The 22,791-nt window shown below is 72.7% G+C and carries 23 protein-coding genes; 8 read left to right on the top strand and 15 right to left on the bottom strand.

Going from position 1 to position 22,791, the window contains the following annotated elements; translation table 11 throughout:
• Nucleotides 1-136: 136 nt before the first annotated feature.
• On the top strand, nucleotides 137-1,219 hold the full coding sequence (sepH, locus tag ACY34I_RS05635; RefSeq protein WP_462753110.1) for a septation protein SepH: 1,083 nt from the start codon (nucleotides 137-139) through the stop codon (nucleotides 1,217-1,219).
• Between the two features lie 61 nt (nucleotides 1,220-1,280).
• Nucleotides 1,281-2,267 carry an aldo/keto reductase gene (locus ACY34I_RS05630; RefSeq protein ID WP_148797753.1) on the top strand — a complete coding sequence of 329 codons (987 nt, stop codon included), beginning with the start codon at nucleotides 1,281-1,283 and terminating at the stop codon, nucleotides 2,265-2,267.
• A 52-nt stretch (nucleotides 2,268-2,319) separates the two neighbouring features.
• Here the strand turns inward: ACY34I_RS05630 and thpR are convergent, their stop codons facing one another.
• From thpR to ACY34I_RS05605, 5 genes are all read right to left on the bottom strand, one after another.
• A complete protein-coding gene (gene thpR, locus ACY34I_RS05625; protein ID WP_462753108.1) occupies nucleotides 2,320-2,898 on the bottom strand; it encodes an RNA 2',3'-cyclic phosphodiesterase in 579 nt (192 codons plus the stop codon).
• A gap of 11 nt (nucleotides 2,899-2,909) precedes the next feature.
• Entirely contained in the window at nucleotides 2,910-3,419 is a 510-nt protein-coding gene (locus ACY34I_RS05620; RefSeq protein WP_148797755.1) for a hypothetical protein, read from the bottom strand.
• A 155-nt stretch (nucleotides 3,420-3,574) separates the two neighbouring features.
• Entirely contained in the window at nucleotides 3,575-4,861 is a 1,287-nt protein-coding gene (locus ACY34I_RS05615; protein WP_462753106.1) for an MFS transporter, read from the bottom strand.
• Between the two features lie 75 nt (nucleotides 4,862-4,936).
• Nucleotides 4,937-5,386: a MarR family winged helix-turn-helix transcriptional regulator gene (locus ACY34I_RS05610; protein WP_462753104.1), complete on the bottom strand. Its 450-nt coding sequence runs from the start codon at nucleotides 5,384-5,386 to the stop codon at nucleotides 4,937-4,939.
• 79 nt (nucleotides 5,387-5,465) lie between these two features.
• Complete coding sequence (locus ACY34I_RS05605) at nucleotides 5,466-6,944, bottom strand: NCS2 family permease (RefSeq protein WP_462753102.1); 1,479 nt, start codon at nucleotides 6,942-6,944, stop codon at nucleotides 5,466-5,468.
• Nucleotides 6,945-7,028: 84 nt separating this feature from the next.
• Here ACY34I_RS05605 and ACY34I_RS05600 point away from each other — a divergent pair, with 84 nt between their 5' ends.
• On the top strand, nucleotides 7,029-7,289 hold the full coding sequence (locus ACY34I_RS05600) for a DUF2530 domain-containing protein (RefSeq protein WP_462753100.1): 261 nt from the start codon (nucleotides 7,029-7,031) through the stop codon (nucleotides 7,287-7,289).
• A gap of 25 nt (nucleotides 7,290-7,314) precedes the next feature.
• Here the strand turns inward: ACY34I_RS05600 and ACY34I_RS05595 are convergent, their stop codons facing one another.
• Nucleotides 7,315-8,154: a DUF3027 domain-containing protein gene (locus ACY34I_RS05595; protein WP_462753098.1), complete on the bottom strand. Its 840-nt coding sequence runs from the start codon at nucleotides 8,152-8,154 to the stop codon at nucleotides 7,315-7,317.
• 87 nt (nucleotides 8,155-8,241) lie between these two features.
• Between ACY34I_RS05595 and ACY34I_RS05590 the strand changes: the two genes are divergently transcribed.
• Together ACY34I_RS05590 and ACY34I_RS05585 are read left to right on the top strand one after the other, a co-directional pair.
• A complete protein-coding gene (locus tag ACY34I_RS05590) occupies nucleotides 8,242-9,852 on the top strand; it encodes an MFS transporter (RefSeq protein WP_462753096.1) in 1,611 nt (536 codons plus the stop codon).
• Between the two features lie 11 nt (nucleotides 9,853-9,863).
• Nucleotides 9,864-10,514: a futalosine hydrolase gene (locus ACY34I_RS05585; protein WP_462753094.1), complete on the top strand. Its 651-nt coding sequence runs from the start codon at nucleotides 9,864-9,866 to the stop codon at nucleotides 10,512-10,514.
• Here ACY34I_RS05585 and ACY34I_RS05580 read toward each other — a convergent pair.
• Nucleotides 10,486-11,034 carry a helix-turn-helix domain-containing protein gene (locus ACY34I_RS05580; protein ID WP_462753092.1) on the bottom strand — a complete coding sequence of 183 codons (549 nt, stop codon included), beginning with the start codon at nucleotides 11,032-11,034 and terminating at the stop codon, nucleotides 10,486-10,488. The two genes, ACY34I_RS05585 and ACY34I_RS05580, sit on opposite strands and share 29 nt — an antisense overlap.
• Before the next feature lie 535 nt (nucleotides 11,035-11,569).
• Here ACY34I_RS05580 and ACY34I_RS05575 point away from each other — a divergent pair.
• Nucleotides 11,570-12,400: a 1,4-dihydroxy-6-naphthoate synthase gene (locus tag ACY34I_RS05575; protein ID WP_462753090.1), complete on the top strand. Its 831-nt coding sequence runs from the start codon at nucleotides 11,570-11,572 to the stop codon at nucleotides 12,398-12,400.
• Here ACY34I_RS05575 and ACY34I_RS05570 read toward each other — a convergent pair.
• The gene (locus tag ACY34I_RS05570; protein ID WP_088997128.1) at nucleotides 12,361-12,747 is read right to left on the bottom strand and encodes a cold-shock protein; all 387 of its coding nucleotides are present in this window, start codon (nucleotides 12,745-12,747) and stop codon (nucleotides 12,361-12,363) included. The two genes, ACY34I_RS05575 and ACY34I_RS05570, sit on opposite strands and share 40 nt — an antisense overlap.
• Before the next feature lie 28 nt (nucleotides 12,748-12,775).
• Complete coding sequence (locus tag ACY34I_RS05565) at nucleotides 12,776-13,399, bottom strand: HAD family hydrolase (RefSeq protein ID WP_462753087.1); 624 nt, start codon at nucleotides 13,397-13,399, stop codon at nucleotides 12,776-12,778.
• 87 nt (nucleotides 13,400-13,486) lie between these two features.
• Here ACY34I_RS05565 and ACY34I_RS05560 point away from each other — a divergent pair, with 87 nt between their 5' ends.
• The gene (locus ACY34I_RS05560; protein WP_462753085.1) at nucleotides 13,487-15,958 is read left to right on the top strand and encodes a helicase-associated domain-containing protein; all 2,472 of its coding nucleotides are present in this window, start codon (nucleotides 13,487-13,489) and stop codon (nucleotides 15,956-15,958) included.
• A gap of 43 nt (nucleotides 15,959-16,001) precedes the next feature.
• Here the strand turns inward: ACY34I_RS05560 and ACY34I_RS05555 are convergent, their stop codons facing one another.
• Both ACY34I_RS05555 and ACY34I_RS05550 read right to left on the bottom strand, forming a co-directional pair.
• On the bottom strand, nucleotides 16,002-16,238 hold the full coding sequence (locus ACY34I_RS05555) for a hypothetical protein (protein WP_462753083.1): 237 nt from the start codon (nucleotides 16,236-16,238) through the stop codon (nucleotides 16,002-16,004).
• A 118-nt stretch (nucleotides 16,239-16,356) separates the two neighbouring features.
• On the bottom strand, nucleotides 16,357-17,217 hold the full coding sequence (locus ACY34I_RS05550) for a L,D-transpeptidase family protein (protein WP_462753081.1): 861 nt from the start codon (nucleotides 17,215-17,217) through the stop codon (nucleotides 16,357-16,359).
• 172 nt (nucleotides 17,218-17,389) lie between these two features.
• On the opposite strand from ACY34I_RS05550, the gene ACY34I_RS05545 reads away from it, so the two are divergent.
• Nucleotides 17,390-19,069, top strand: a complete 1,680-nt coding sequence (locus ACY34I_RS05545) for a DNA repair helicase XPB (protein ID WP_148797768.1) — start codon at nucleotides 17,390-17,392, stop codon at nucleotides 19,067-19,069.
• A 77-nt stretch (nucleotides 19,070-19,146) separates the two neighbouring features.
• Here the strand turns inward: ACY34I_RS05545 and ACY34I_RS05540 are convergent, their stop codons facing one another.
• From ACY34I_RS05540 to ACY34I_RS05525, 4 genes are all read right to left on the bottom strand, one after another.
• Nucleotides 19,147-20,340: a hypothetical protein gene (locus tag ACY34I_RS05540; protein ID WP_462753079.1), complete on the bottom strand. Its 1,194-nt coding sequence runs from the start codon at nucleotides 20,338-20,340 to the stop codon at nucleotides 19,147-19,149.
• Nucleotides 20,337-20,861 (bottom strand): SigE family RNA polymerase sigma factor, encoded by a 525-nt coding sequence (locus tag ACY34I_RS05535; RefSeq protein ID WP_462753077.1) that lies wholly within the window; start codon nucleotides 20,859-20,861, stop codon nucleotides 20,337-20,339. The genes ACY34I_RS05540 and ACY34I_RS05535 overlap by 4 nt, the downstream gene beginning before the upstream one ends.
• 596 nt (nucleotides 20,862-21,457) lie before the next feature.
• Nucleotides 21,458-21,817, bottom strand: coding sequence for a hypothetical protein (locus ACY34I_RS05530; RefSeq protein ID WP_462753075.1), 360 nt, complete (start codon nucleotides 21,815-21,817; stop codon nucleotides 21,458-21,460).
• 415 nt (nucleotides 21,818-22,232) lie between these two features.
• Nucleotides 22,233-22,778, bottom strand: a complete 546-nt coding sequence (locus ACY34I_RS05525; RefSeq protein ID WP_462753446.1) for a DUF4352 domain-containing protein — start codon at nucleotides 22,776-22,778, stop codon at nucleotides 22,233-22,235.
• Nucleotides 22,779-22,791: the final 13 nt, after the last annotated feature.

Raw genomic sequence — 22,791 nt, 5'->3', positions numbered from 1 at the left:
CATCGCCGCAGGTCAGTCGCGACATGCCGGGGTGTCGCATCCCCCACCTTCGGGTAGATGAGCGTACGGTGGTGCGAGACGCCCGGGTGGCCGGCTCGTGGCGTGACGGCCAGCGAAGCGGGACGGAGGCAAGCACATGCGCCCAGTACGCTTCGTCGCCCTCTCCGAGGACGGCCAGGCTCTGGTGCTCGCCGACGAGGTCGGGCGCCTGCTCGCCCTGCCGATCGATGAACGCGTCGCCTCGGTGCTGCACTCCGATCCCGGCGCGGCGCCCCTCGCGGTGGTGGCGACCGCCGCCGATCCGACGCCGTCGCTCTCTCCCCGGGACATCCAGGCCCGGATCCGCTCCGGCGAGTCCGCCGAGGACGTCGCCCGGATCGCCGGCGTCCCGGTCGACCGTGTCCTGCGCTACGCGGGCCCGGTGCTCCAGGAGCGGGCCATGCTCGCCCAGCACGCCCGGCGGACCAGGCTCAAGGGCGCGGAGAAGCCGACCCCGCTGGCCGAGGTGGTCAACGGCCGGCTGGCCCAGCACGGCATCGACACCGAGAAGATCTCCTGGGACGCGTACCGCCGCGACGACGGCACCTGGCGCATCATCGCCACCTGGCCGTCGGGCAAGGCCACCGCGCAGGCGGTCTGGGACCTCGACAAGACCCGGCAGCACGTCACCCCGCACGACGACATGGCGCAATACCTGTGCGCTGAGCGGCCCACGCCGATCCTCGGCCAGGAGCCGGCGCCGGAGCGGGGCGGCCACGCGCTGCCCGGCCCGTCGCGTGGCGAGCCGAGCCGGGGCGGGCACGGCCTGCCGGCGCCCGCCGAGCACCCCCGCCCGGGGCGGGACCCGATCCGGGCCGGCCGGGACGCCCTGCTCGCCTCGCTGGACCGGCCGCTCGGCGGCACCCCCGGGCGCGGTCTCGACACCCGGTCCCCGGCCGCCCTGGCCGGTCCGGAGGCACCCCGCCAGCGGGCGGTCTCCGGTGGTGCGGCGGCGCTGCTCGGTGGCGGGCCCGGTTCAGCGTTCGACGACGACTCGGACGCGCCGAAGGAGGTCCCGGCCGTACCATCGCTGGCCGTGCTCCGGCCGCGACGCACCGGCCCGGCGGCGGCCACCGGCGGGGGCGAGTCGGCGGAGGCCGGCGGCAAGCCGCGCAAGCGGCTGCCGAGCTGGGACGACGTCCTCTTCGGCAGCGGCCCGGCGGCCCGCGAGTCGTCCTGATCCACTCGGACCACCCTGGTCACGCGAGGCACTCGAAGTGCCGGCGTGCCAGGGTGGACCCATGGAGTACACGAACCTGGGACGCACCGGTCTCTCGGTGAGCCGGCTCTGCCTCGGCACCATGAACTTCGGGCCGCAGACCGACGAGCCGGACAGCTTCGCCATCATGGACCGGGCGCTGGAACACGGGATCAACTTCTTCGACACCGCGAACGTCTACGGCTGGAAGCTCGGCGAGGGCGTCACCGAGCAGATCATCGGGCGCTGGTTCGCTCAGGGCGGCGGGCGCCGCGACAAGGTCGTCCTGGCCACCAAGGTGTACGGCAAGATGGGCGAGTGGCCCAACGAGCAGGGCCTCAGCGCCCGGCACATCATCCGGGCCTGTGAGGAGTCACTGCGCCGGCTGCAGACCGACACCATCGACCTGTACCAGATGCACCACATCTCCCGGACCACGCCGTGGGAGGAGATCTGGCAGGCCATGGAGACCCTGGTCGCCCAGGGCAAGGTCTGCTACGTCGGATCGTCCAACTTCGCCGGTTGGCACATCGCCCGGGCGCAGGCGGCGGCAGAGCGGCGCAACTTCCTCGGCCTCGTCTCCGAGCAGTGCATCTACAACCTGCTCACCCGCCACGTCGAGCTGGAGGTGATCCCGGCCGCGCAGGAGTACGGGCTGGGCGTCATCCCCTGGTCGCCGCTGCACGGCGGGCTGCTCTCCGGGGTCATCCGCAAGATGGCCGAGGGTGGCGCCGCCCGCGGCACCACCGGCCGGTCCGCCGACGCGCTCGCCGCGCACCGGTCCACCATCGAGGCGTACGAGAAGCTCTGCGCCGACCTCGGTCACGACCCGGCCGACGTGGCGCTGGCCTGGCTGCTTTCCCGGCCGGGGGTGACCGCCCCGATCGTCGGCCCGCGCACCCTCGACCAGCTCGACCGGAGCCTCGGCGCGCTGGCGGTGGACCTCGACGAGGCCGCCCTGAAGCGGCTGGACGAGCTCTTCCCGCCGCTGGGCAACGGCGGCCCCGGCCCGGAGGCCTGGGCCTGGTGACCCCGTCCGGGCCGGCCGGGCAGGTCCCGGCCCGGCCCAGGCGCGGCCCGGGTCAGATGGGCCAGGCGGCGAGGCTGTCGTAGGTGGAGCGGGAACCGGGGTGGCTGCGGACCAGCACCAGTTCCTCCGCCGGCCATTCCGGGCCGAGGTAGTCGTGCAGAGCCTCCCGGTCGGCCAGGACCTCGGTGCGGTCGATCCGGTCGCCGGGGCGGGCGATGGTCAGGTGGGCCCGGAAGGGCTTCTCGTCGTGTGGCAACTCGGCCCGGCGCAGCCCGAACCGGATCAGCCGGGCCAGCATGGCCAGATCCTCGACGTCGCCCCGGACGTCCACCCAGAGCACGGTGAACCGCCCGCGCCCGAAGCTGCCCCCACCGCCCAGCCGGAGCCGCGGTGAGGCGTCCCGGCCGTCGCGGAACGTCTCGGCGGCCAGCCCGAGGGCGCTCTCCACGTCGACCAGTCGGTCCTCCGGCACATCGCCGAGGAAGGCCAGGGTGAGGTGGGCTTTGGTCGGGTCGGCCAGCCGGACGTTGGTGCCGGCGGCGGAGGCGACGCCGACCCGCAGCCGAGCCACCTGGGCGGTCAGGTCGTCGACCGCCGGCCGGGGCGGGTAGACCGCGACGAAGAGCCGCACCGGCGCCGCCGTCAGCGGTGCCGCTGGTGGTGGCCGGGGCGGGCGGCGGGCAGGGTGAGCCCGGCGGCGTGCAGCAGCCCCTCCACCCGGACCCGCTCGATCTCCCGGTCGACGCCCTCAAGGTCGGCGAGGTGCTCGGTGATGCCCAGCGCCCGGCAGGCGGCGCGCAGCCGCTCGTCGTACGCGTCGATGACCGCGCCGTGCCACACCACGGAGCGGTCGGCGGCGGCGAGCCGGTGGCCGCCGAGCCGGCGCAGGTCGACGGCGAGCTGTTCCAGCGGGCGCCGGTCCGCCCGGTCGAGCTCGGTGAGGTCGATGTCACGGGTGAGCGAGTCCGCCTCGATGGCCCGGTCGAGCCGGGCGATGGTGCGCCGCGCCCGGCGCTGCTCCCGCCACTCGGCCCAGCCACAGGCCACCCGGTCGATGATCTCGTCGGCGCAGAAGATCAGCGCGAAGGCGGCGGGCAGGCAGCAGACGGCGAGGATCGCCAGCATCAACAGCAGTCCCCGCCCCACTCCCACATATCGACGCTAAGCCGCCTCGTGGCGCCCCGCCACCCGTTTGCCGAGATCCGGCTGGAATGGATAAGCCAGCGGCCCGCTTTTCTCACCCGGCCCAGCGTCAACCGGGCCCCCTGCTACGCATCAGGCGTCAACAGGGGACCCTTCCGTGCACCTCACTCGGCGCGGGGCGAAACCACGTAGAAGCGGGGCATCGGCAGCACCCGCATCCGCAGCCGGGCGCCGGAGCGGCGCAGCTGCCAGGTGAGCGCGAGGATCGCGGCGGCCAGCGAGATCAGACCACCGATCCAGATGCTCGCCCCGGCGCCATACGTCTCGGCCACCCAACCGATGATCGGCGCGCCGACCGGGTTGGTGCCGAGGAAGACGAGCACCCAGAGCGCCATGACCCGACCCCGGAAGGCGGCGTCCACGCCGAGCTGGACCCGCTGGTTCGCGGCCTGGGCGAAGAAGACCATGAAGAACCCGGTGGGCAGCAGCAGCGCCACGACCAACCAGTACGACGTGGAGAGCCCGACCAGCGTGCCGAAGGTGGCGCAGCCGACTGCCGCGCCCAGCACCAGCCACACCGTGGGGCGGCTGCGCCGCCCGGTGCCGGCCAGGGCACCGATCAGCGCGCCGACCGCGAGAGCGGTGGTGAACAGGCCGAACGAGGCGGCACCGGTGTTGAACACGGTCTTGGCCAGCGCGGCGAGGGTGAGCTGGAAGTTGAACAGCGTCATCCCGGTCACCGACATGAGCGCCATCGGCAGCAGGATGTCCGGGCGGCGCGCGACGTACCGCAGGCCGTCCACCACCCGGGCCTGGTCGCGCTGGCCGGCCGGCGGCAGGTCCTTGCGGTACAGCTCGCTGGTACGCATCCGCACCACGTTGACCAGCGGGGCGATCGAGCTGAACGCGGTGATCAGGAAGACCGGGCCGACGCCGAACGCGGCGATGGCCAGGCCGGCAATGGCCGGGCCGAGGATCCGGGCGGAGTTGAAGGTGGCCGCGTTGAGCGAGAGCGCGTTCGGCAGCAGCGGCATGCCGACCAGCTCGGAGACGAACGCCTGCCGGACCGGGGTCTCCACCGCGTTGAACACGCCGAGCAGGGCGGCGAACACATAGACGTGCCAGAGCTCAACCAGCCCGGTGACCACCAGCAGGCTCATCGCCAGCGCCAGCACTGTCCAGAACACGTTGGCGATGAACAGCAGCATCCGCTTGTCGTACCGGTCGGCGAGCCGGCCGGAGAACAGGGTCAGCAGCAGGACGGGGGTGAACTGGAGCGCGGTGACCACGCCCAGCGCGGTGGCCGAGTTGCCGGTGAGCTCAAGGACGAGCCAGTCCTGGGCGATGTACATCATCCAGACGCCGATCAACTTGATCAGCTGTCCGGTGGCGAAGAGTCGGTAGTTGCGGACTCGTAGGGACTGGAACATCGTGCTGAGCTTGGCCTGCACGCTAGGTGCGCCTCCTCGCGTCGTCGGGTACGCCTCATCCACGGCGGACGAAGCGGACCGCACGACGCGGTCGGCTCAGGCGCGAGCGATCCCCTGGAGGATGTCGGCGGCACGCCCCAGCGTGTCGCGTTCCTCCTCGGTGAGCTCGGCCAGCCGGTTGGCCAGCCACTCGTTGCGGGCCCGCTCGAACTGCTCGAGCACGGCCCGTCCTCCCTCGGTCGCCGCGAGGATGACCTGGCGGCCGTCGGTCGGGTGGGGGGTGCGCTGCACGAGGCCGCGCTCCTCCAGCTTCGCGATGGTCTTGGTCATCGTGGGCGGCTGCACCCGCTCGATGTCGGCCAACTCCCGCGGAGTCAGGGCACCCGCCAGGTTGAGGCTGGTGAGCGCCGAGATCTGACTGAGAGTCAGATCGCCGACCGGGCGGGCCTGCCGGACCCGCCGGTTGAGTCGGGTGATCGCATCACGCAGCTGAGGGGCCAGCTGCGCCGGTGGCACGCGTTTCGCCGTCACCGTCCACTCCGTCACACTAGTTAGCTTAACTAATGAGCCTGGCTAACGACATGCAATATGACCAGGCTCACCAGAAGATCGACTTTTCCCCGCGTCAAGACACCACGGACTCGATCGGCCCGCGCAGGAAGTACAGGATGAACAACAACGCGACGGCGTACAACAGGGGGTGGATCTCTGCGGCCTTGCCCCGGGCCAGTTTGATCACCACGTAGGTGATCACCCCGGCACCGATGCCGTTGGAGATGGAGTAGGTGAACGGCATCAGCACGATGGTGAGGAACGCCGGGACGGCCACGTCGTAGTCCGCCCAGTCGATAGTCCGCACCGCGGTCATCATCAGGAAACCGACCACCACCAGCGCGGGCGAGGCGGCCTCGAAGGGCACCACCTCGGACAGCGGCGCCACGAACATGGCCAGCAGGAAGAGGCCGCCGGTGACCAGGTTGGCCACCCCGGTCCGGGCACCCTCCGCGACCCCCGCCGCGCTCTCCAGGTACGACGTGTTGCTGGAGACGCTCGCCGCACCACCGGCCGCCGCGGCGATCGAGTCGACCAGCAGGATCTCCCGGGCCCGGGGCGGGGCGCCACGCTCGTCCAGCATGCCGCCCTCCTGGCCGATCGCGACCATCGTGCCCATCGTGTCGAAGAAGTCCGTGATCAGCAGGGTGAAGACGAACATCAGCGGGACCAGCCAGCCGACCCGGCTCCAGGAGTCCAGCACGTCGAACCGGCCCAGCAGGGAGAGATTCGGGACGTCCACGATCTTCGCCGGCAGGGTCGGCACGTTCAACGCCCAGCCCTTCGGATTGGGCCGGCCGTTGACCAGGTTCGGGCCGATGTGGCCGACCGCCTCCACGATGATCGCGAGCACCGTGGAGAACAGAATGCCGATCAGGATCGCACCGCGTACCCGACGCACCACCAGCACCAGCGTCAGCAGCAGGCCGAGCACGAAGACCAGCGTCGGCCAGCTGACCAGCTTGCCCCCGATGCCCAGGCCGACCGGCACGGTCGTGTTCGCCACGTCCGGCACCCGCCGCACGAAACCGGCGTCGACGAAACCGATGATGGTCAGGTAGAGGCCGATGCCGACGCCGATGGCGGTCTTCAGCTGGGTCGGCACCGAGCGGAACACCGCGGTACGCAGCCCGGTGAGCACGAGGATGCCGATGAGCACTCCCTCGATCACCACCAGCCCCATCGCGTCGGCCCAGCTCATCTGCGGCGCGATCTCGAACGCCACCAGCGCGTTCACGCCCAGCCCGGCGGCCAGCGCCAGCGGGAACCGGGCCACCACGCCCATCAGGATGGTCATCAGGCCGGCCACCAGCGCGGTCGCCGCGGCGAGCGCAGGGATGACGAGCTTGCGACCGTCGCCGTCAACGGCGCTGCCCAGGATCAGCGGGTTGAGCACCACGATGTACGCCATCGTGAAGAAGGTGGCCAGGCCACCGCGTACTTCCCGACCCGGGGTGGAGCCGCGGGCGGTGATCTCGAAGAAGCGGTCGAACGCGGTGCGCGGGCCGGCCGGCTCGCGGGGCGTGGCGTTGTCCGGTGGCGATATGGCCATCAGGTCCTCGCAGGTGTCGACCGGCGGTGCGCATCGTCCCAGATCACCGGCGGGCAGGACAGGATGATCGCGTACGCTGTGCCCGTGCCTCAGGAGCAACCGCCGCGGCCCGAGCCGCTCGACCCCCCGATGGTGCCGTTCGCCGTCGCCGGGCTGATCGTCTGGGCGGTGGTCGGCCTGGTGCTGCTGGTCTTCTTCCGCGGTTGGCTCACCGAGCACGGGCACCAGAACTGGCTCTGGACCTGCCTGGCCGGTTTCCTGTGGGGCTTTCCCGGTCTCGCCGTGATGATGCGGCACGACGCCAACCGGCGCCGCCGCCGCGAGGCCGCAGCCCGTCGGGGCTGACCCGGCCCTCCCTCAGGCCGACCGGTCAGGGGTGGCCGTACGGCTCCGCCGGCTCGGCCGCCTCCACCGAGCCGGGGGCCCGGCTGACCGACACCGCCTCGACCGCGCTGTCGTCGTAGACCGTGGGCAGCTCGTCGACCGGGGTCTCGGCCGTCTCGGCCAGCGTCTCCGAGTGCGCGCCGCAGCCGTGGTCGGCAGTCACCACCCGGCCGTCGTCGGGCGCGTAGAAGTTGCCGCAGGCGCCGAATGACTGTCGCAGCGCGCCGGCGAGGGGCAGGTAGAAGCCGCAGGTGCCGCAGCGGGCGGCGGCCGGTGCGGCCACCGAGATCGCGGCGTGCGGGCCGTGGTCGCCTTCGTACCAGCGCTGGGCGGCCTCCGAGCGGCCCTCCCGGGACAGCACCCGGGCCCGGCCCAGGCCCAGCTCCCACGCGGTCTCCTCGACCGCCGGGTCGTCGGAGAGCAGGTAGCCCGGGGCGAGGCGCTCGTCGTCCGGCGGGGTGGGCAGCAGGTCACCGGGGCCCAGGTCGCCCGGCTTGAGCCGCTCCTGCCAGGGCACCCAACCCGGGGCGAGCATCGCGTCGGAGCCGGGCAGCAGGACGGTGTCGCAGATCGTGACGTGCCGGCTGCGCGGCACCCGGGTCACCGTGACGGCCCAGCGCCAGCCGCGGTATCCGGCCAGCCGGCACTCGAAGTAGTGGGTGACGAGCCGGTCGCCCTCGGCGACGGCTTGGAGGTGATCGCCGATGTCGGCGGGGTCCACCTCGGTGATCGCGTCGCGGGCCACCTCGACGGCGGCGGCGCAGACCTGGTCGAGCCGGGGAGCGCGGGCGGAGGCGGGCCTGGTCACCTGCCCATTGTTCCCCATGCCCACGGTCGACTGACAGGCACTCCCCAGAGTCGTTCTCGCCAGGTGGTGCGGCACGGGTCGATCAGATGGGTCAGGATGGGGGACATGCCGCTGTCCTCCCGCTCCGGCCGGTCCGTCCTCGGGCGGACCGTCGGCACCGGCATCCGCGCCACCCGCCTGCTGCTACGCGGCTCCGTGCGCAGCGGGCGGTGGATGACCCGGCGGGCCGGCTCGGCCCGGGCCCGCAGCGCCGGCAACGAGGTGGGCATGGTCCGCCTCTTCGACCTGCACGCCCTCTCCTGCGCGGGGGACACCTTGATCGCCATCGGCCTGGCCGGGACGATCTTCTTCGACGTGCCGCTCGGCGAGGCGCGGAACAAGGTCGCGCTCTACCTGCTGGTGACCATGGTGCCGTTCGCCATGCTCGCCCCGGTGGTCGGGCCGCTGCTGGACCACTTCCGGCACGGCCGCCGGTACGCCCTGGCGACCACCATGCTCGGCCGGGCCTTCCTCGCCTGGCTGATCTCCGACTACCTCGGCAGTTTCGGGCTCTATCCGGCGGCGTTCGGCGTCCTCGCCCTCTCCCGGGCGTACGGGGTGGCCCGCTCGGCGGCCGTGCCCCGGCTGCTGCCGGAAGGGCTGGGGCTGTCCCAGGTGGGGGCCCGGGCGAGCGTCTACGGCACGGTGGCCGGCGGGCTGGTCGCCCCGCTCGGGTTGGCCACGTTCTGGTTCGGGGCGCAGTGGCCGCTCCGGGTGGCCTCGCTCATCTTCCTGGTCGGCATGGTGATCGCGCTGCGCCTGCCGCCCCGGGCCGACTCCGAGCCGCCGGAGCGGGTGCCGCAACCGTTCCGGGCACTGCGCCGCCGCGACGGGGAACGGCCGCTGGGCCGGGGTCGCCCCGCCGGCCGCCTGGTGATCGCCACCCTGATCGGGGCGGCGGCGCTGCGCGGGGTGTACGGCTTCCTGCTGCTCTTCCTGGCGTTCGCCGTCAAGGCCGGCGACCTGACCACCGACTTCTTCGGCCGGGACCTGGGCGCGCAGGGCGCGCTGGGCCTGGTCGGCGGCGCGCTGGCGGTGGGCACCTTCCTGGCCACCGCGATCGGCACCCGGCTGCGGATCCACCGGCCGGCCGCGATCCAGTCCAGCGGCATGATCATCGTGGCCGGGGTGGCGGTGCTGGCCGCGTTGAAGTTCTCGCTGCCGCTGGTGGCGCTGCTCTGCCTGGTCGCCTCGCTGATGAGCGGGATCGCCAAGCTCGCGGTCGACGCGTCGATCCAGGAGCGGATCCCGGAGCGGCTGCGGGCCAGCTCCTTCGCCCACTCGGAGACCGCGCTCATGCTGGCCTTCGTGGCCGGGGGCGGGCTCGGGCTGGTCCCCTTCACCGGCCGGGTCGGGATCGCGGTCGTCGCCTGCGTCGCGACGCTGGTGGCCGCACGCGGCCTGCTGGTGGCCAGCCGGCTGCGCAACGAACGCCTGGTCGGCCGGCCGCTCGGGGACGAGGAACTGGCCGCCGAGCAGACCGAGCCGACGCAGCAGTTGGCTGACTCCGCGCCCACCTCGCCGGCCCCCGTCCACGCCGCCGCACCCGCCCCGGGCAACGACGACGGCCTCGCGCCGCCCGGCTTCCACATCTACCGCCCCTCCTCCTCTCCCGTCGGCGGGCCGGGCGGGGCCGAGGAGGAGAACCGGCAGGGGCCGCGGGGGCCGGTCACGTGAGCGAGCGGAGCGTGAGTGGGCTGCTGGTGGTCACCGCGGTACCCGCCGAGGCGGAGGCGATCCGGGCGGGGCTGGCCGACCCGACGGTCACGGTCACCCCGGTCGGGGTGGGCCCGGCCGCCGCCGGGGCCGCCACCGCCCGGCTGCTGGCGCTCGCCGAGGCGGCCGGGCGGCCGTACCGGGCGGTGGTCAGCGCGGGCATCGCCGGCGGCTTCGTCGACCGGGTGGCGGTCGGCGGCACCGTGCTGGCGACCCAGAGCGTCGCGGCGGACCTGGGTGCCGAGTCGCCGGAGGGCTTCCTCCCGATCGAGGAGCTGGGCATGGCGCCGGAGCTGCTCGGCGTCGGCAGCACCGTACCCGCCGACCCGGCGTTGCTGGATGCCCTGCGTGCGGCCCTGCCGGAAGCCACCCTCGGCGCGGTGCTCACGGTCAGCACGGTGACCGGCTCGGCCGCCAGCACGACGGCTCTCACCGCCCGGCACCCCGACGCGGTGGCCGAGGCCATGGAGGGGTACGGCGTCGCCGTGGCCGCCGCCCAGGCCGGCCTGCCCTTCGCCGAGCTGCGCACGGTCTCCAACCCGATCGGCCCGCGCGACCGCGGTGCCTGGCGGATGCGGGAGGCGTTCGCCGCCCTCACCGCGGCGGCGGCCGCCCTACGCTGACCGGCCGCTCCAGCCGCAACGCGGCGGGCCGGCTCGCCTCCAGCTCGAACCCGCACCGGAGCAGGAAACTACTGCTACCGCCGCCCTCGGCGAGGGCGCTCACGGAGCTGACGCCGGCGCGGTCCAGCTCGGCCGAGAGCGCGTCGACCAGCCGACGCCCGATGCCCAGCAGACGGTACGCCGGGGCGACGAGCACTGCGTCAAGCACCGGCTGGCGCACCTCGCGGGCATCGAGGTGGGCGGGAGGATGCCGTCCGGCCGCGTCGCGCAACTCCTCCTGCGGAACCGGGGGAATCCCGTCCGCCGCCGGGGCCGAGATCGTGATCCGGCCGGCCACAGCCCCGACGAGGCGCTCGACGGTGCGGAAGCCCGGATCGGGCGACCTGCCCGACTCGATCCGCGCGATCGTCGCCTGCGGCACCCCGGACCTTCCGGCCAGCTCACGCTGGCTGAGGTCGGCCATCCGGCGCAACGCCCGCAGGGTCGCGCCCAGCTCCGTCGGGGACTCCGCAGCGGTCACTGGCCCATGCTCGAACGCGCCTCGACAGCACCGCAACCCGCCGGTATCCACCTGTGGACAACGCTGTGGAAAACGCGTGCGGCTGGGGATGAGTGCTTGTTCTGGCCGCTACGAACTTGATGACGTGAACGATTCAGCATTCGCCGAGGCTCGCCGCAAACCCGCAGCGGCCGCGATCCATTTACGTCATCAAGTTCGTAGCGTGCGAAGGAGATGTCCGCCCACCAGCCCTGGGGCGGAGTCGGCGGCCCTGGAGGGCGGCAAGCGGGCCGCCATCGCCGCCGCCCCCGGATCGAAGCCACGGTCGCGCGAAGGGACGGCTCCACATCCAGGGCAGGCAGCGAGTCTTGTCCCGGCCGGCACGAAAACCCGGGTCAGGGCCGTCATCGCGCAGGAGGGCGGCCGCGGGACGAGGGCCGCGCGGCATGGCGAGGACCTGCCGGTCCACCGCCCAGCCCTCGTCGCCCACCGGGTGGCGTCACAGGGGCGGGACCGGGGTGGCGGGCGGTGCGCGACGCGGAGTTACGGTGGGGGCGTGGCGCTCTCCCTGGCGATCTCCCCCTGCCCCAACGACACGTTCGTCTTCGACGCCCTGGTGCACGGCCGGGTGCCGGACGCTCCGCCAGTCGAAGTGACCTACGCCGACGTGGACGTGACCAACACGGCGGCCGAGCGCGGGGCGTTCGACCTGGTGAAGGTGAGCTACGCGGCGCTGCCCTGGCTGCTCGACGACTACCACCTGCTGCCCTGCGGCGGCGCGCTCGGCCGGGGCTGCGGCCCGCTGGTGCTCACCCGCGGCGACCGGGCCGACCTCACCGGCGCGACGGTCGCGGTGCCCGGCGAGCGGACCACGGCGTACCTGCTGTTCCGGCTCTGGTCGGCGGAGCGGCCGCCGGCGCGGATCGAGGTGGTGCCGTTCCACGAGATCATGCCGGGCGTCGCCGCCGGCCGGTACGACGCCGGCCTGGTGATCCACGAGGCCCGCTTCACGTACCCCCGGCACGGCCTGACCGCCCTGGTCGACCTCGGCGAGTGGTGGGAGGGCGACACGGGCCTGCCGATCCCGCTCGGCGCGATCCTGGCCCGCAAGGGCACCGTCGACCCCGTCGAGGCCGCCGCCTGGATCCGGGAGTCGGTCCGCCAGGCGTGGGCCGACCCGGAGGCCAGCCGGGAGTACGTCCTCTCCCACGCCCAGGAGATAGAGCCCGACGTGGTGGACCGGCACATCGCCCTCTACGTCAACGAGTTCACCGCCGACCTGGGAGAGGCCGGCTTCGCCGCCGTCGAGGCGCTGCTGGGCCGGGCCACCGACGCCGGGCTCGTCCCTCAGACCTCCAGCTCGCGCGCCACCGCGTGGACCAACTGAGCGATCTTCTGCGCGGTCTTCCGGTCCGGGAAGCGGCCCCGGCGCAGATCCGGCTGGACCTTCGCCTCCAGCACCTTGATCATGTCCTCGACCAGGCCGTGCAGCTCCTCGGCCGGCCGGCGGCGCAGCTCCGCCACCGACGGCGGCGCCTCCAGCAGCTTGACTCCCATCGCCTGGGCGCCCCGGCGGCTGTCGACCACGCTGAAATCGACCCGCTGGCCGCCCTTCAGGTCGGTGACACCGGCCGGTAGCGCGCCCTTGGGCAGGAACACGTCGCCACCCTCGTCGCTGGTGACGAACCCGTATCCCTTGGCCGCGTCATACCACTTCACTCGACCCGTCGGCACCTGACAACCCCTGCTTCGCTCGAGACAACTACCCCTTCAAGGCTAGCCGGATGATCCGGTCCAGCGCCGCCGGGAATCCGGTGAGATCATCCAGCACCACATGGGCACCCGCGTCCCGCAGTTCGTCCGGCGAGCAGGGCCCGGTCGCCACTCCCACGCCTGGGATTCCCGCGGCTTTCGCGGCCGCCATGTCCGCGACATGATCCCCGACGTAGAGGGTGGTGCCGTGCTCCCGCAGCGCGGTCGCCTTCTGCTCGGCGAACAGGTCCCCGGCCAGCTCGTCGACCGCCAGCCCGAGGTGGTCCAGGTGCAGCTTCGCCAGCCGGCCGATCTTCGAGGTCACCACCATCACCCGGCCGCCGCGCGCGTGCACCGTGTCGATCGCGGCCTCCGCGCCGGGCATCGGCAGCGTCGGCGTGATCGCGTACGCCGGGTAGAGCTCGCGGTACGCGACCACCGCCTCCTCCACCCGTTCCGGCGGGAACCAGTGGGCGATCTCCGTACGCAGCGGCGGGCCGAGCCGGGACACCGCCAGCTCCGCGTCCACGGGCACGCCGGTCAGCGCGGTCAACGCCCGGTACGCGGCGGCGATGCCGGGGCGCGAGTCGACCAGGGTCATGTCGAGGTCGAAGCCGACCATCAGCGGAGCCATGCCGCGAACCTACCTGTCCCCGACCTCGACTCCAGCCGGACGTCCGAGGGGCGGGAGGCCCCCCGGCCGGGCTAGCGTGGAACGACGATGACCACCTCACTCGCCGACCACCTGCGGACGCTCTCCGACGAGTCCCTGGCCGCCCTCCTCCGGCTGCGGCCGGACCTCGTCGTGCCGGTGCCGGCCGACGTCTCCGCCCTCGCCATCCGCGCCCAGTCGCGGGTCTCGGTGGCCCGGGCCCTCGACGGGCTGGACCAGTTCACCCTGCAGATCCTGGACGCCGCCCGGCTCACCCGGCACCCGGAGGAGGGCGGCACCAGCACCGACGCCATCCTGGCGCTGGCCACCACCGGCCCGCACCCGCCCGCCCCGACCGCCGTCCGGAGCGCACTGGACCGGCTGCGCGCGCTCTTCCTGCTCTACGGCCCCGAGCACGACCTGCACCTGGTGGGCGGCGTCGACGAGGTGTCCCCGTACCCGGCGGGGCTGGGCCGACCGGCGGCGGAGCTGGACCCGCGGGCGGCGGCCGTGTGCACCGATCCGGCGAAGCTGCGACGAACGCTGCTGGCCGCGCCGCCGTCGGCCCGGGCGATCCTGGACCGGCTCGCCGCCGGCCCGCCGGTCGGCACCGTGCCCCCGGGCGCGCTGGAGGCCCCCGCCACCGGCACCGAGGACGCGCTCCCGCCGGACCTGGTCAACGGCGGCGCGCCGACCGGCTCCCCGATCCGCTGGCTGGTCGAGCACCGGCTGCTCGTGCGGATGTCGGCCGTCAAGGGCGGTGGCACCGTCGAGCTGCCCCGCGAGGTGGGGCTGCTGCTGCGCCGGGACAGCGGCCCGCTCGGCCCCCTGCGGACCAGCCCGCCCGTGGTGGCGACCCCGCCCCGGGAGGCGAAGGCGGTGGACTCCGCCGGGGCCGGGCAGACCATGGAGGTGGTACGCCAGACCGAGGCGCTGCTGGAGAGCCTGGCCGCCGAACCGGCCCCGGTGCTGCGCTCCGGCGGCGTCGGTGTCCGCGACCTGCGCCGGCTCGCCCGCGGGCTCGGGCTGGACGATTCGACCACCGCCCTGCTCTTCGAGGTGGCGTACGCGGCCGGGCTGGTCGGTGAGCTGGACCTGACCGGGGCCGCCACCACCCGGTACGGCGGCGACCAGCAGATCCTGCCGACCGGCGGGTACGAGGTGTGGCGGGCCAGCTCCCTGGCCGAGCGCTGGGAGCAGTTGGCCCGGGCGTGGCTGACGATGACGCGCCAGGTGGGCCTGGTCGGCCAGCGGGACGACCGGGACCGGCCGATCTCGGTGCTCTCCGCCGAGGCGGAGCGAGCCGGCGCACCGGCCGCCCGGCACGCGGTGCTCGCCATCCTGGCCGACCTGGCCCCGGCGACCGCCCCGACCCCCGACGAGGTGCTGGAGCTGCTCGACTGGCGGGCGCCCCGGCGGGCCCGGGGCCGGGAGGCCGCGCACCGGGAGGTGCTGGCCGAGGCGGCCCAGCTCGGGGTGACCGGGCTCAACGCGCTCACCTCGTACGGGCGGCTGCTGCTGGCCGACGTGACCGAGGCCGACGAGCGGGCGGACGACCCGCTCGGGCTGCTCTCCGACGCCGAGTCGGGCGAGCCGTCCACCGCCGTACGCGCGCTGGACGCGCTGCTCCCCGCCCCGGTCGACCACTTCCTCGTGCAGGCCGACCTGACCGTGGTGGTGCCCGGCCCGCCCGACCCGACGCTCGCCGGCGAGCTGGACGTGGTGGCCGAGCACGAGTCGGCCGGTGGGGCCAGCGTGCACCGGGTCACCACGGCCAGCGTCCGGCGGGCCCTGGACGCCGGCTACTCCGCCGACGACCTGCACGCGCTGTTCCGCCGCCGGTCGCGTACCCCGGTGCCGCAGGGCCTGACCTACCTGGTGGACGACGTGGCGCGCAAGCACGGCGGGCTGCGGGTCGGCTCGGCCGGCGGGTACGTGCGCAGCGACGACGAGGCGCTGCTCACCGAGGTGCTGGCCGACAAGCGGCTGGAGGCGCTGGCGTTCCGCCGGCTGGCTCCGACCGTGCTCGCCACCCCGTACCAGGTGGGGCGGATGCTGACCGCGCTGCGCGACGCCGGGTACGCGCCGGTGCCGGAGGACGCCAGCGGCGCGACGGTGCTGGCCCGGCCGAAGACCCGGCGGGCGCCGGCCCGGGTGCCGGTCGCCCCCCGGGGGCTGGACCCGCTGGCGGCGCCCCGGCTGCCCATGCCCCGGCTGCTCGGGGTGGTGGAGCAGATCCGGCGGGGTGAGGCGGCGGCGCGGGCGGCCCGGCGCGCGCCGGCGGTGGTCCGGGGCGGCGCGGCGCGTACCGGTCCGGCGCCCGCGCACACCCACAGCGACGCGCTGGCCGTGCTGCAGCAGGCGGTCCGCGATAAGGCGCTGGTCTGGGTCGGCTACGTCGACGCGCACGGGGCGACCGCGTCCCGGCTGGTCCGGCCGGTGTCGATCGGCGCGGGCTACCTGCGGGCCGAGGACGAGCGCACGGAGATGCTGCACACCTTCGCGCTGCACCGGATCACCGCGGCGGTGCTGGAGGACTGACCGGCTCCGGGGCCGGGCCCGGGGCGATCCCGGCCCGGCCGGCTCAACGCCCGTTGTGGCGGATCGTGCCGATCACCGACACCGCCAGCAGCAGGCCGAACGCCGCACCGGCCGACTCGCCGACCGAGTCGACGAAACCCTGCCGCTGCACCAGCAGACCGAAGAAGAACCAGCCGACGATGCCGACGGCGGCGGCCGCGTACCCGACCAGGGCCACCGGGGAGACCTCGACTCCCGGCGCCCGGTCATCCTCGGGGAGCACCTCGTGATCGATCGTCATCGTCAGCCCCTCCCGCCCCGTCCGGACCCGCCTCCAGGGTGGCACCGGAAAGGCCCGCCGAACAGGGGATAAACCCCCCAGTCAACCCGGGGTGCTCAGGGGTACGGGCGGAAGACGCTCAGGTGCCGGGGCGGCGGCCGAAGACGACCGCCCGGGTGCCGACCGAGCCCAGCTCCCAGAGCCGCACCGCGTCCTGGTGCAGCAGGTTCACGCAGCCGTGCGAACCGATGGAACCGTTGTGCAGGTACGTGGTGGTCTCGTGGAAGCCGATGCCGCCGTTGAACCGCTGCCAGTAGGGCAGCCACACCTCGTACGGGTTGGACCACTCCTTCAGGTTCCGGTTGGCGACGCGGTAGGTGCCGCTCGGGGTGGCGTACCCGCTCATGCCGGTGCGGGTGACCGTCGGACCCATCACCACCTTGCCGCCCTTCATCGCCCAGACGGTCTGCCGGGTCAGGTCGACGCAGAAGGTGAGGCCGGAGCCGGCGTGGCAGCGGCTCACGTCGGTGGTGGCCAGGCGGCGTGCCACGTCGTACGTGGTGCCTCCGGCGCGCCCGGCCGCGGGGCTGATCCCGTACCGGCGCTGGAACTTCTTGATCGCGGCGCAGTCGGCGGCGGACTGCTGCCCGTCCACGGTCACCGTCCCGAATCCGCCCAGCCTGGCCAGGTACGTCTCCACCTCGCGCTGCCGCTCGCCCTGCGGGCAGGCCGGCTTCGGCGTGGTGCTCGGCTTCGGCTTCGTCGACCGGGTCGGTTTCGGACTGGCCGCCTGGCTCGGCGACGTCGACGGGGACGACGTCCGCTGGTCGGGCGTGGGCGTCGCGCTCGCCCCCGATGCCCGTTCCGTCACGGCGACGGGTGCCGGAGCGGCGGCCCCGGATCCGTCGTCGCCCTGCGGATCGAGCGCGCACGCACCGACGCCGACCAGCACGACCGCCGCCAGGCTGACGACCCGGGCAGCGAACCGGAAACGCTTCATGGGCCCTCCCCTGGACAGGCGTTCCCTTCCTAGACGTACGAGACGGATGTCCCGTTGCCTTCTCGGCGTGACTTTTTTCGGACACCTCCGGACGTGCAACACTGGATGGTCCGCCTTCGGCAGGTCAGCGCCGTGCGGGCGAGGAGAATCCGGCAAACGAAAGGACGCTGGGGTGAGCGGTGGACCACTGATCGTGCAGTCGGACAAGACCCTGCTGCTGGAGATCGACCACCCCGACGCGCAGGCGTGCCGGATGGCCATCGCGCCCTTCGCCGAGTTGGAGCGCTCTCCCGAGCACGTGCACACCTACCGGCTCACCCCGCTGGGCCTGTGGAACGCCCGGGCCGCCGGCCACGACGCCGAGGGCGTGGTGGACTCCCTGATCAAGTACTCCCGCTACCCGGTGCCGCACGCGCTGCTGGTCGACGTGGCCGAGACCATGGACCGGTACGGCCGGCTCCAGCTCGTCAACGACCCGGCGCACGGCCTGGTGCTGCGCGCGCTGGACCGGGTGGTGCTGATCGAGGTCGCCAAGAGCAAGAAGCTCGCCGGGATGCTCGGCGCGAAGCTCGACGACGACACGATCGCGGTGCACCCGTCCGAGCGGGGCCGGCTCAAGCAGGCGCTGCTCAAGCTCGGCTGGCCGGCCGAGGACCTGGCCGGATACGTGGACGGCGAGGCGCACCCGATCGAGCTGGCCGAGGCCGGCAAGGACGGCGTGAAGCCGTGGACGCTGCGGTCGTACCAGCGGGAGGCCGTGGAGGCGTTCTGGGCCGGCGGGTCCGGCGTGGTGGTGCTTCCCTGCGGCGCCGGCAAGACGCTGGTCGGGGCGGCGGCGATGGCCGAGGCGAAGGCGACCACGCTGATCCTGGTGACCAACACGGTCGCTGGCCGGCAGTGGAAGCGGGAGCTGATCGCCCGCACCTCGCTGACGGAGGAAGAGATCGGCGAATATTCGGGCGAGCGTAAGGAGATCCGCCCGGTCACCATCGCCACGTACCAGGTGCTCACCTCGCGCAAGAAGGGCGCGTTCACCCACCTGGACCTGTTCGGCGCCCGCGACTGGGGCCTGGTCGTCTACGACGAGGTGCACCTGCTGCCCGCGCCGATCTTCCGGTTCACCGCGGACCTCCAGGCCCGCCGCCGGCTGGGGCTGACCGCGACGCTGGTCCGCGAGGACGGCCGCGAGGGCGACGTGTTCAGCCTGATCGGCCCCAAGCGGTACGACGCGCCGTGGAAGGACATCGAGGCGCAGGGCTGGATCGCCCCGGCCGAGTGCACCGAGGTACGGGTGACCCTGACCGACGCCGAGCGGATGGCGTACGCGACGGCGGAGGCCGAGGAGCGCTACCGGATGGCGGCGACGGCCCGCACGAAGCTGCCGGTGGTGAAGGCGCTGGTCGACCGGCACCCGAACGAGCAGGTCCTGGTCATCGGCGGCTACATCGACCAGCTCCACCAGCTCGGGGAATACCTGGACGCGCCGATCGTGCAGGGCTCGACCACCAACAAGGAGCGCGAGCGGCTCTTCGACGCGTTCCGCTCCGGCGAGGTGCGCACGCTGGTCATCTCGAAGGTCGGCAACTTCTCCATCGACCTGCCCGAGGCGGCGGTGGCGATCCAGGTGTCCGGCACGTTCGGCTCCCGGCAGGAGGAGGCGCAGCGGCTCGGCCGGGTGCTGCGGCCGAAGGCCGACGGCCGGCAGGCGCATTTCTACACGGTGGTCTCCCGGGACACCATCGACACCGAGTACGCCGCCCACCGCCAGCGCTTCCTTGCCGAGCAGGGGTACGCGTACACCATCGTGGACGCCGACGACGTCCTGGGTCCGTCGCTGCCTTCCTTCGACTGACAGTCCCGCAACCGGCGTCGATCAGCGGCGGCCGGTGACGGTTGCCCGCCACCGGCCGCACGCGACTCAGCGTCGGGTCAGCAGCGCCACACCCGCGGCCCGAGGTTCTTGCGGTCTCGGCCATCACCGGTCAGCGCCTGCCCCACGACCAGCCCGGTGTCGGACACGGCCGTCGCGTTGCTGGTCTGCCCGTTGGGCACGGCAAGCTCGACGGCGGCACCGTCACGCAGCACGGAACCACCGGCGACGACCCAGCCGGAGGAGTTGACCGCCGTTCCCGGTCCCTGCGTCCCCGATCTGGCCACGCCTGACCGCTGCGTCCCCAGCGTGGTCACCTCTCCGGTCCGGAGATTCCACCGGGCGGCGGACATGGACGGCCACAGACCGCCCGTCGCCCAGTCACCCTCTGCCGCGTAGGCGGCGCCGGTCTGGCCGGTCGGCAACTTCAGCTTCCGGCCGTGGCCCTGCTGGTCCCAGGCGTACGCTGCGACGGCGCGGCCCTCCTTGTACGTCGCGCCGATGATCGTGCCGTCGTCGGTGATGTCGTGGGCGTTGGCCCCGTCGGGAAGCGGCAGCTTGACCGCGGTCGTCGAGCCCGCCTTCCAGAGCAGGACGATGCTGTCCTTGCCGCCCGAGTTGCCGCGCGGTTCCACGTTGATGATGACGTCACCGGCCGCGTTGATCGCCGGGGTCGGGTAGGGGTGCCAGTTCCCGGCAGGTGTACGCAGCCTCGTGTACGCGCCGTTCTCGTAGCGGAAGACGTACTCCTGCTGTGGGTCCTCCACGAGGCCGACCACGACCCCGCTGGCGTTGACGGCGGTCACCTGGACCGACTTGGCCTGCACCGGCAATGCCTGCGGCTGCCCGTCGGTCCACAGGATCGGCCGGAAGTCCTGCCCGACGACGCTGTTCCCGACGAGGTACCGGCCGGTCGGATCCACCGCGGCGACCGATACATCCGTCATCCCGGATGGCACCGGCAGTTCCGTCATCTGGCACGGGCCGGCCGGGCTGGCAACGGCGGTCGACGCCGCCGGGGCGCTTGCCCGGCCCGCACCCGCCTCGATCGCCGGCTGCGCCACGGCCCGGGTCAAGATGGACGGAACCGCCAACAGCATGGCGGTGGCCAGCGCCACGCCCCCGGCCGCTTGTACCGAGCGGCGGCGGAAGACTCGCCGGCGCCCGGCGCGGACCAGCGTATCCATCTCGATGCGGCTGGGTGGCACGTCGACTGCTGCCAGCCGGTCCCGCAGTTCCTGTTCCTCGTTCATGATTGGGTCCTCGCTCCTTGTGCGGTCGTAACCAGCTGCCGTGCCCCCAGCGCCTCACGCAGGCTGGCAAGGCCCCGCGAGCACTGGCTCTTGACGTTGCCCACCGAACATCCGATGGCTTCCGCGGTCGCCTCGACCGACAGGTCACCAAAGAAGCGCAGCACCAGGACGGCCCGCTGGCCCTTGGGCAGCGACCGCAGTGCCGTCACCAGCGCGTCGCGCTCCTCGACACCGTGTTCGGCGGGTGCGGACAGCTCCGGGACGCGATCCCCGAGCAGCACCTTCGACCAGCTGCGCCGCCGTTCGTCCAGGTGGCGCCGAACCATGATCCGGTGCACGTACCCGTCGAGGTTGTCCGCGCCGACGGCCTGCTTCCAATTCACGTAGAGCGTCGTGAGTGTCGCCTGGACGATGTCGTCCGCCTGATACGCGTCGGCGCAGAGCAAGTACGCCGTGCGATGCAGGCGAGGCAAGCGCGCCGTCACGTACTCGACGTACTCCCGTTCGAGGTCGGGCCGCATCCTGCTCCCTTCTTCAACCCGTCTGGCCGGTTGTCTCTGGTCGCCTTGTTGTCGGAGCGGGGTTGGCAAAAGGTTGCATGGCGATCGAGGCCGCCGGCAGCGCCCTCGGGGCCGATCGCGCCGGGAACCACCTGTCCCTCGTGCTCGCTACAGACTTGATGTCGTAAACGACTCAGCCGTCGGCGCTTCGCCCAACTCGGCGACAAACACGAGGTGACGGCTCCAGAGCCAGCTACTTCCGTCAAGCGGGCTGAGTCGACGGGGCGGCGCGGCCGAGCGCTGAATGACTGCTGGCTCATCGGGTACGCGAGCTGCGGCAGGGCCGTAGACCCCCGCGCCGCAGACTCCCGGCGCGGAATCGCCATGGCCGATCTGACGTACGCGAGAAGCGAGGAACGCGATGAGGGACAGAATCCTCAAGGGGTTGAAGCGGAAGGCAAACACGATCATGGTGCGCCGAAGGCGCAGGGACTCCATAATCACCAAGCGGGGCCGCTCCAAGAGGCCCGGCAGGCTCTTCCAATAAGAGCGTTTGATACCCATCTGTCACGCAGGTCCCGATCGGCTCCCTGCCGGTCTCGGCACCTGCGTGACAGCTATTCGGCGAGCCACGCGTACTCCGGCGCCGGGGCGACCGCGACCCTGCCGTCGCGGACTTGCCACGCTTCGGCACCACTCTCCTCGTCCGTCAGGATGAAAAGCCCGCTCGGCCGATCGCCGTCCTCGTCCGGCGGCAGCGCGGCCAGCTCCTCGACCTGCGCGCGCAGCCACGGCACCTCGTAAGACCGCACGTCGCCGCCGTAGAACAGGTAGAGCGACCAGTTGAACGGCTTCGCGGGGAAGGCCCACCCGCCCGAGTACAGGTCGTGTGGGTTGCGCCGGATGACGTCCTCCGCGACGGCCCGCTGGTCGTGCCGCAGCTCGACCCATCCCCGTACGGACGTGTACCTGCCCATGGCGACGCAGGCTACCGACAACCGTCGGAGCGCTGCCGCAGGCCGCGCAGGCGGCCGATCCGGGCGCGGTGACCGTCGCGCCGGACGGGCCGACCTCGTACCGGACGGGCACAGTCCGCAGCGACGGGCCCGGCACCGGGGCGGGGAGGTGGTCGCGAAGTCCACCGCCGGCGTCGACACCGCCCAGTCGGTCATCATCCGTCCGCGCGCAACGGCTCCTACGACGTGTACGTCTCGTACGGGGTCACCTTCGGCGCGGTGGACCCGGACCCGGTCATCGCCTACCCGGGCCTGTCTGAGGTTGACAGAGGGGCCTCACATGTTAACCGTCTATTTGATCGAGGTGCCGTGCAAGCGCGAGGCAGGGATGGCGAGCAATGCGGTCGGCAGACGTCCGCGGTGGCCGTGCAGGTCGTCAGCGCTTGAGCCTCCACTCCACTCGCTCCATTTCGTTGTTGTAGACAGCGAGCACAGGAGGGTCGGCGCGTTGCACGACGAACGAGATCCAGCCTCGCGTGCACTTCGAAGGCTGCACGACTCTGCCGCCATACACCGGCTGCTGTGGCATGGCAAAGTCCTGGAAGTTCGCCTTCTCGTACTCAGTGCTCCCGGCCGACTGCAGAGTCCAGTAGTCGTCATCCACCTCAATCGGCTCAGCCGACGTGTTACAGAAACGCACATCGACCGAGGCCCATTTCTCCGACGCTTCGATGTCGACGGCTCGATCATTTGACGAGCCCTCGCGGTACGCCTCCACCGTGAACTTGACGAGCCCTAAGTCGGACGTTTGACCAAGACGCAGAGGACCCGCTGGCGAGGGAGCAGAGCTCGTCGCTGCGGGCGCCGACACCGGCGGTCGCGTAATGGGGCTAGGCGAGGAGGATACGGAAGGGCTCGGCGACTCGGTCGAACTTGCCAACGGCGGCCTGTCGCTGGAGGTCCAGCAGCCTACAAGGGTCATCGATGCCAGTGCG

It is taken from the genome of Micromonospora sp. RTBAU3-60 (genome assembly GCF_054963695.1).
The sequence above is the reverse complement of the archived record's forward strand: the minus strand, read 5'-3'. Positions and strand labels throughout refer to the sequence as shown.

Coding starts and splice junctions, on each gene's coding strand:
- sepH (WP_462753110.1), top strand. CDS start 137: ATGCGCCCAGTACGCTTCGTCGCCCTCTCCGAGGACGGCCAGGCTCTG.
- ACY34I_RS05630 (WP_148797753.1), top strand. CDS start 1,281: ATGGAGTACACGAACCTGGGACGCACCGGTCTCTCGGTGAGCCGGCTC.
- ACY34I_RS05605 (WP_462753102.1), bottom strand. CDS start 6,944: ATGGCCATATCGCCACCGGACAACGCCACGCCCCGCGAGCCGGCCGGC.
- ACY34I_RS05595 (WP_462753098.1), bottom strand. CDS start 8,154: ATGGGGAACAATGGGCAGGTGACCAGGCCCGCCTCCGCCCGCGCTCCC.
- ACY34I_RS05590 (WP_462753096.1), top strand. CDS start 8,242: ATGCCGCTGTCCTCCCGCTCCGGCCGGTCCGTCCTCGGGCGGACCGTC.
- ACY34I_RS05565 (WP_462753087.1), bottom strand. CDS start 13,399: ATGGCTCCGCTGATGGTCGGCTTCGACCTCGACATGACCCTGGTCGAC.
- ACY34I_RS05560 (WP_462753085.1), top strand. CDS start 13,487: ATGACCACCTCACTCGCCGACCACCTGCGGACGCTCTCCGACGAGTCC.
- ACY34I_RS05555 (WP_462753083.1), bottom strand. CDS start 16,238: ATGACGATCGATCACGAGGTGCTCCCCGAGGATGACCGGGCGCCGGGA.
- ACY34I_RS05550 (WP_462753081.1), bottom strand. CDS start 17,217: ATGAAGCGTTTCCGGTTCGCTGCCCGGGTCGTCAGCCTGGCGGCGGTC.
- ACY34I_RS05540 (WP_462753079.1), bottom strand. CDS start 20,340: ATGAACGAGGAACAGGAACTGCGGGACCGGCTGGCAGCAGTCGACGTG.
- ACY34I_RS05535 (WP_462753077.1), bottom strand. CDS start 20,861: ATGCGGCCCGACCTCGAACGGGAGTACGTCGAGTACGTGACGGCGCGC.
- ACY34I_RS05530 (WP_462753075.1), bottom strand. CDS start 21,817: ATGGGCAGGTACACGTCCGTACGGGGATGGGTCGAGCTGCGGCACGAC.
- ACY34I_RS05525 (WP_462753446.1), bottom strand. CDS start 22,778: ATGACCCTTGTAGGCTGCTGGACCTCCAGCGACAGGCCGCCGTTGGCA.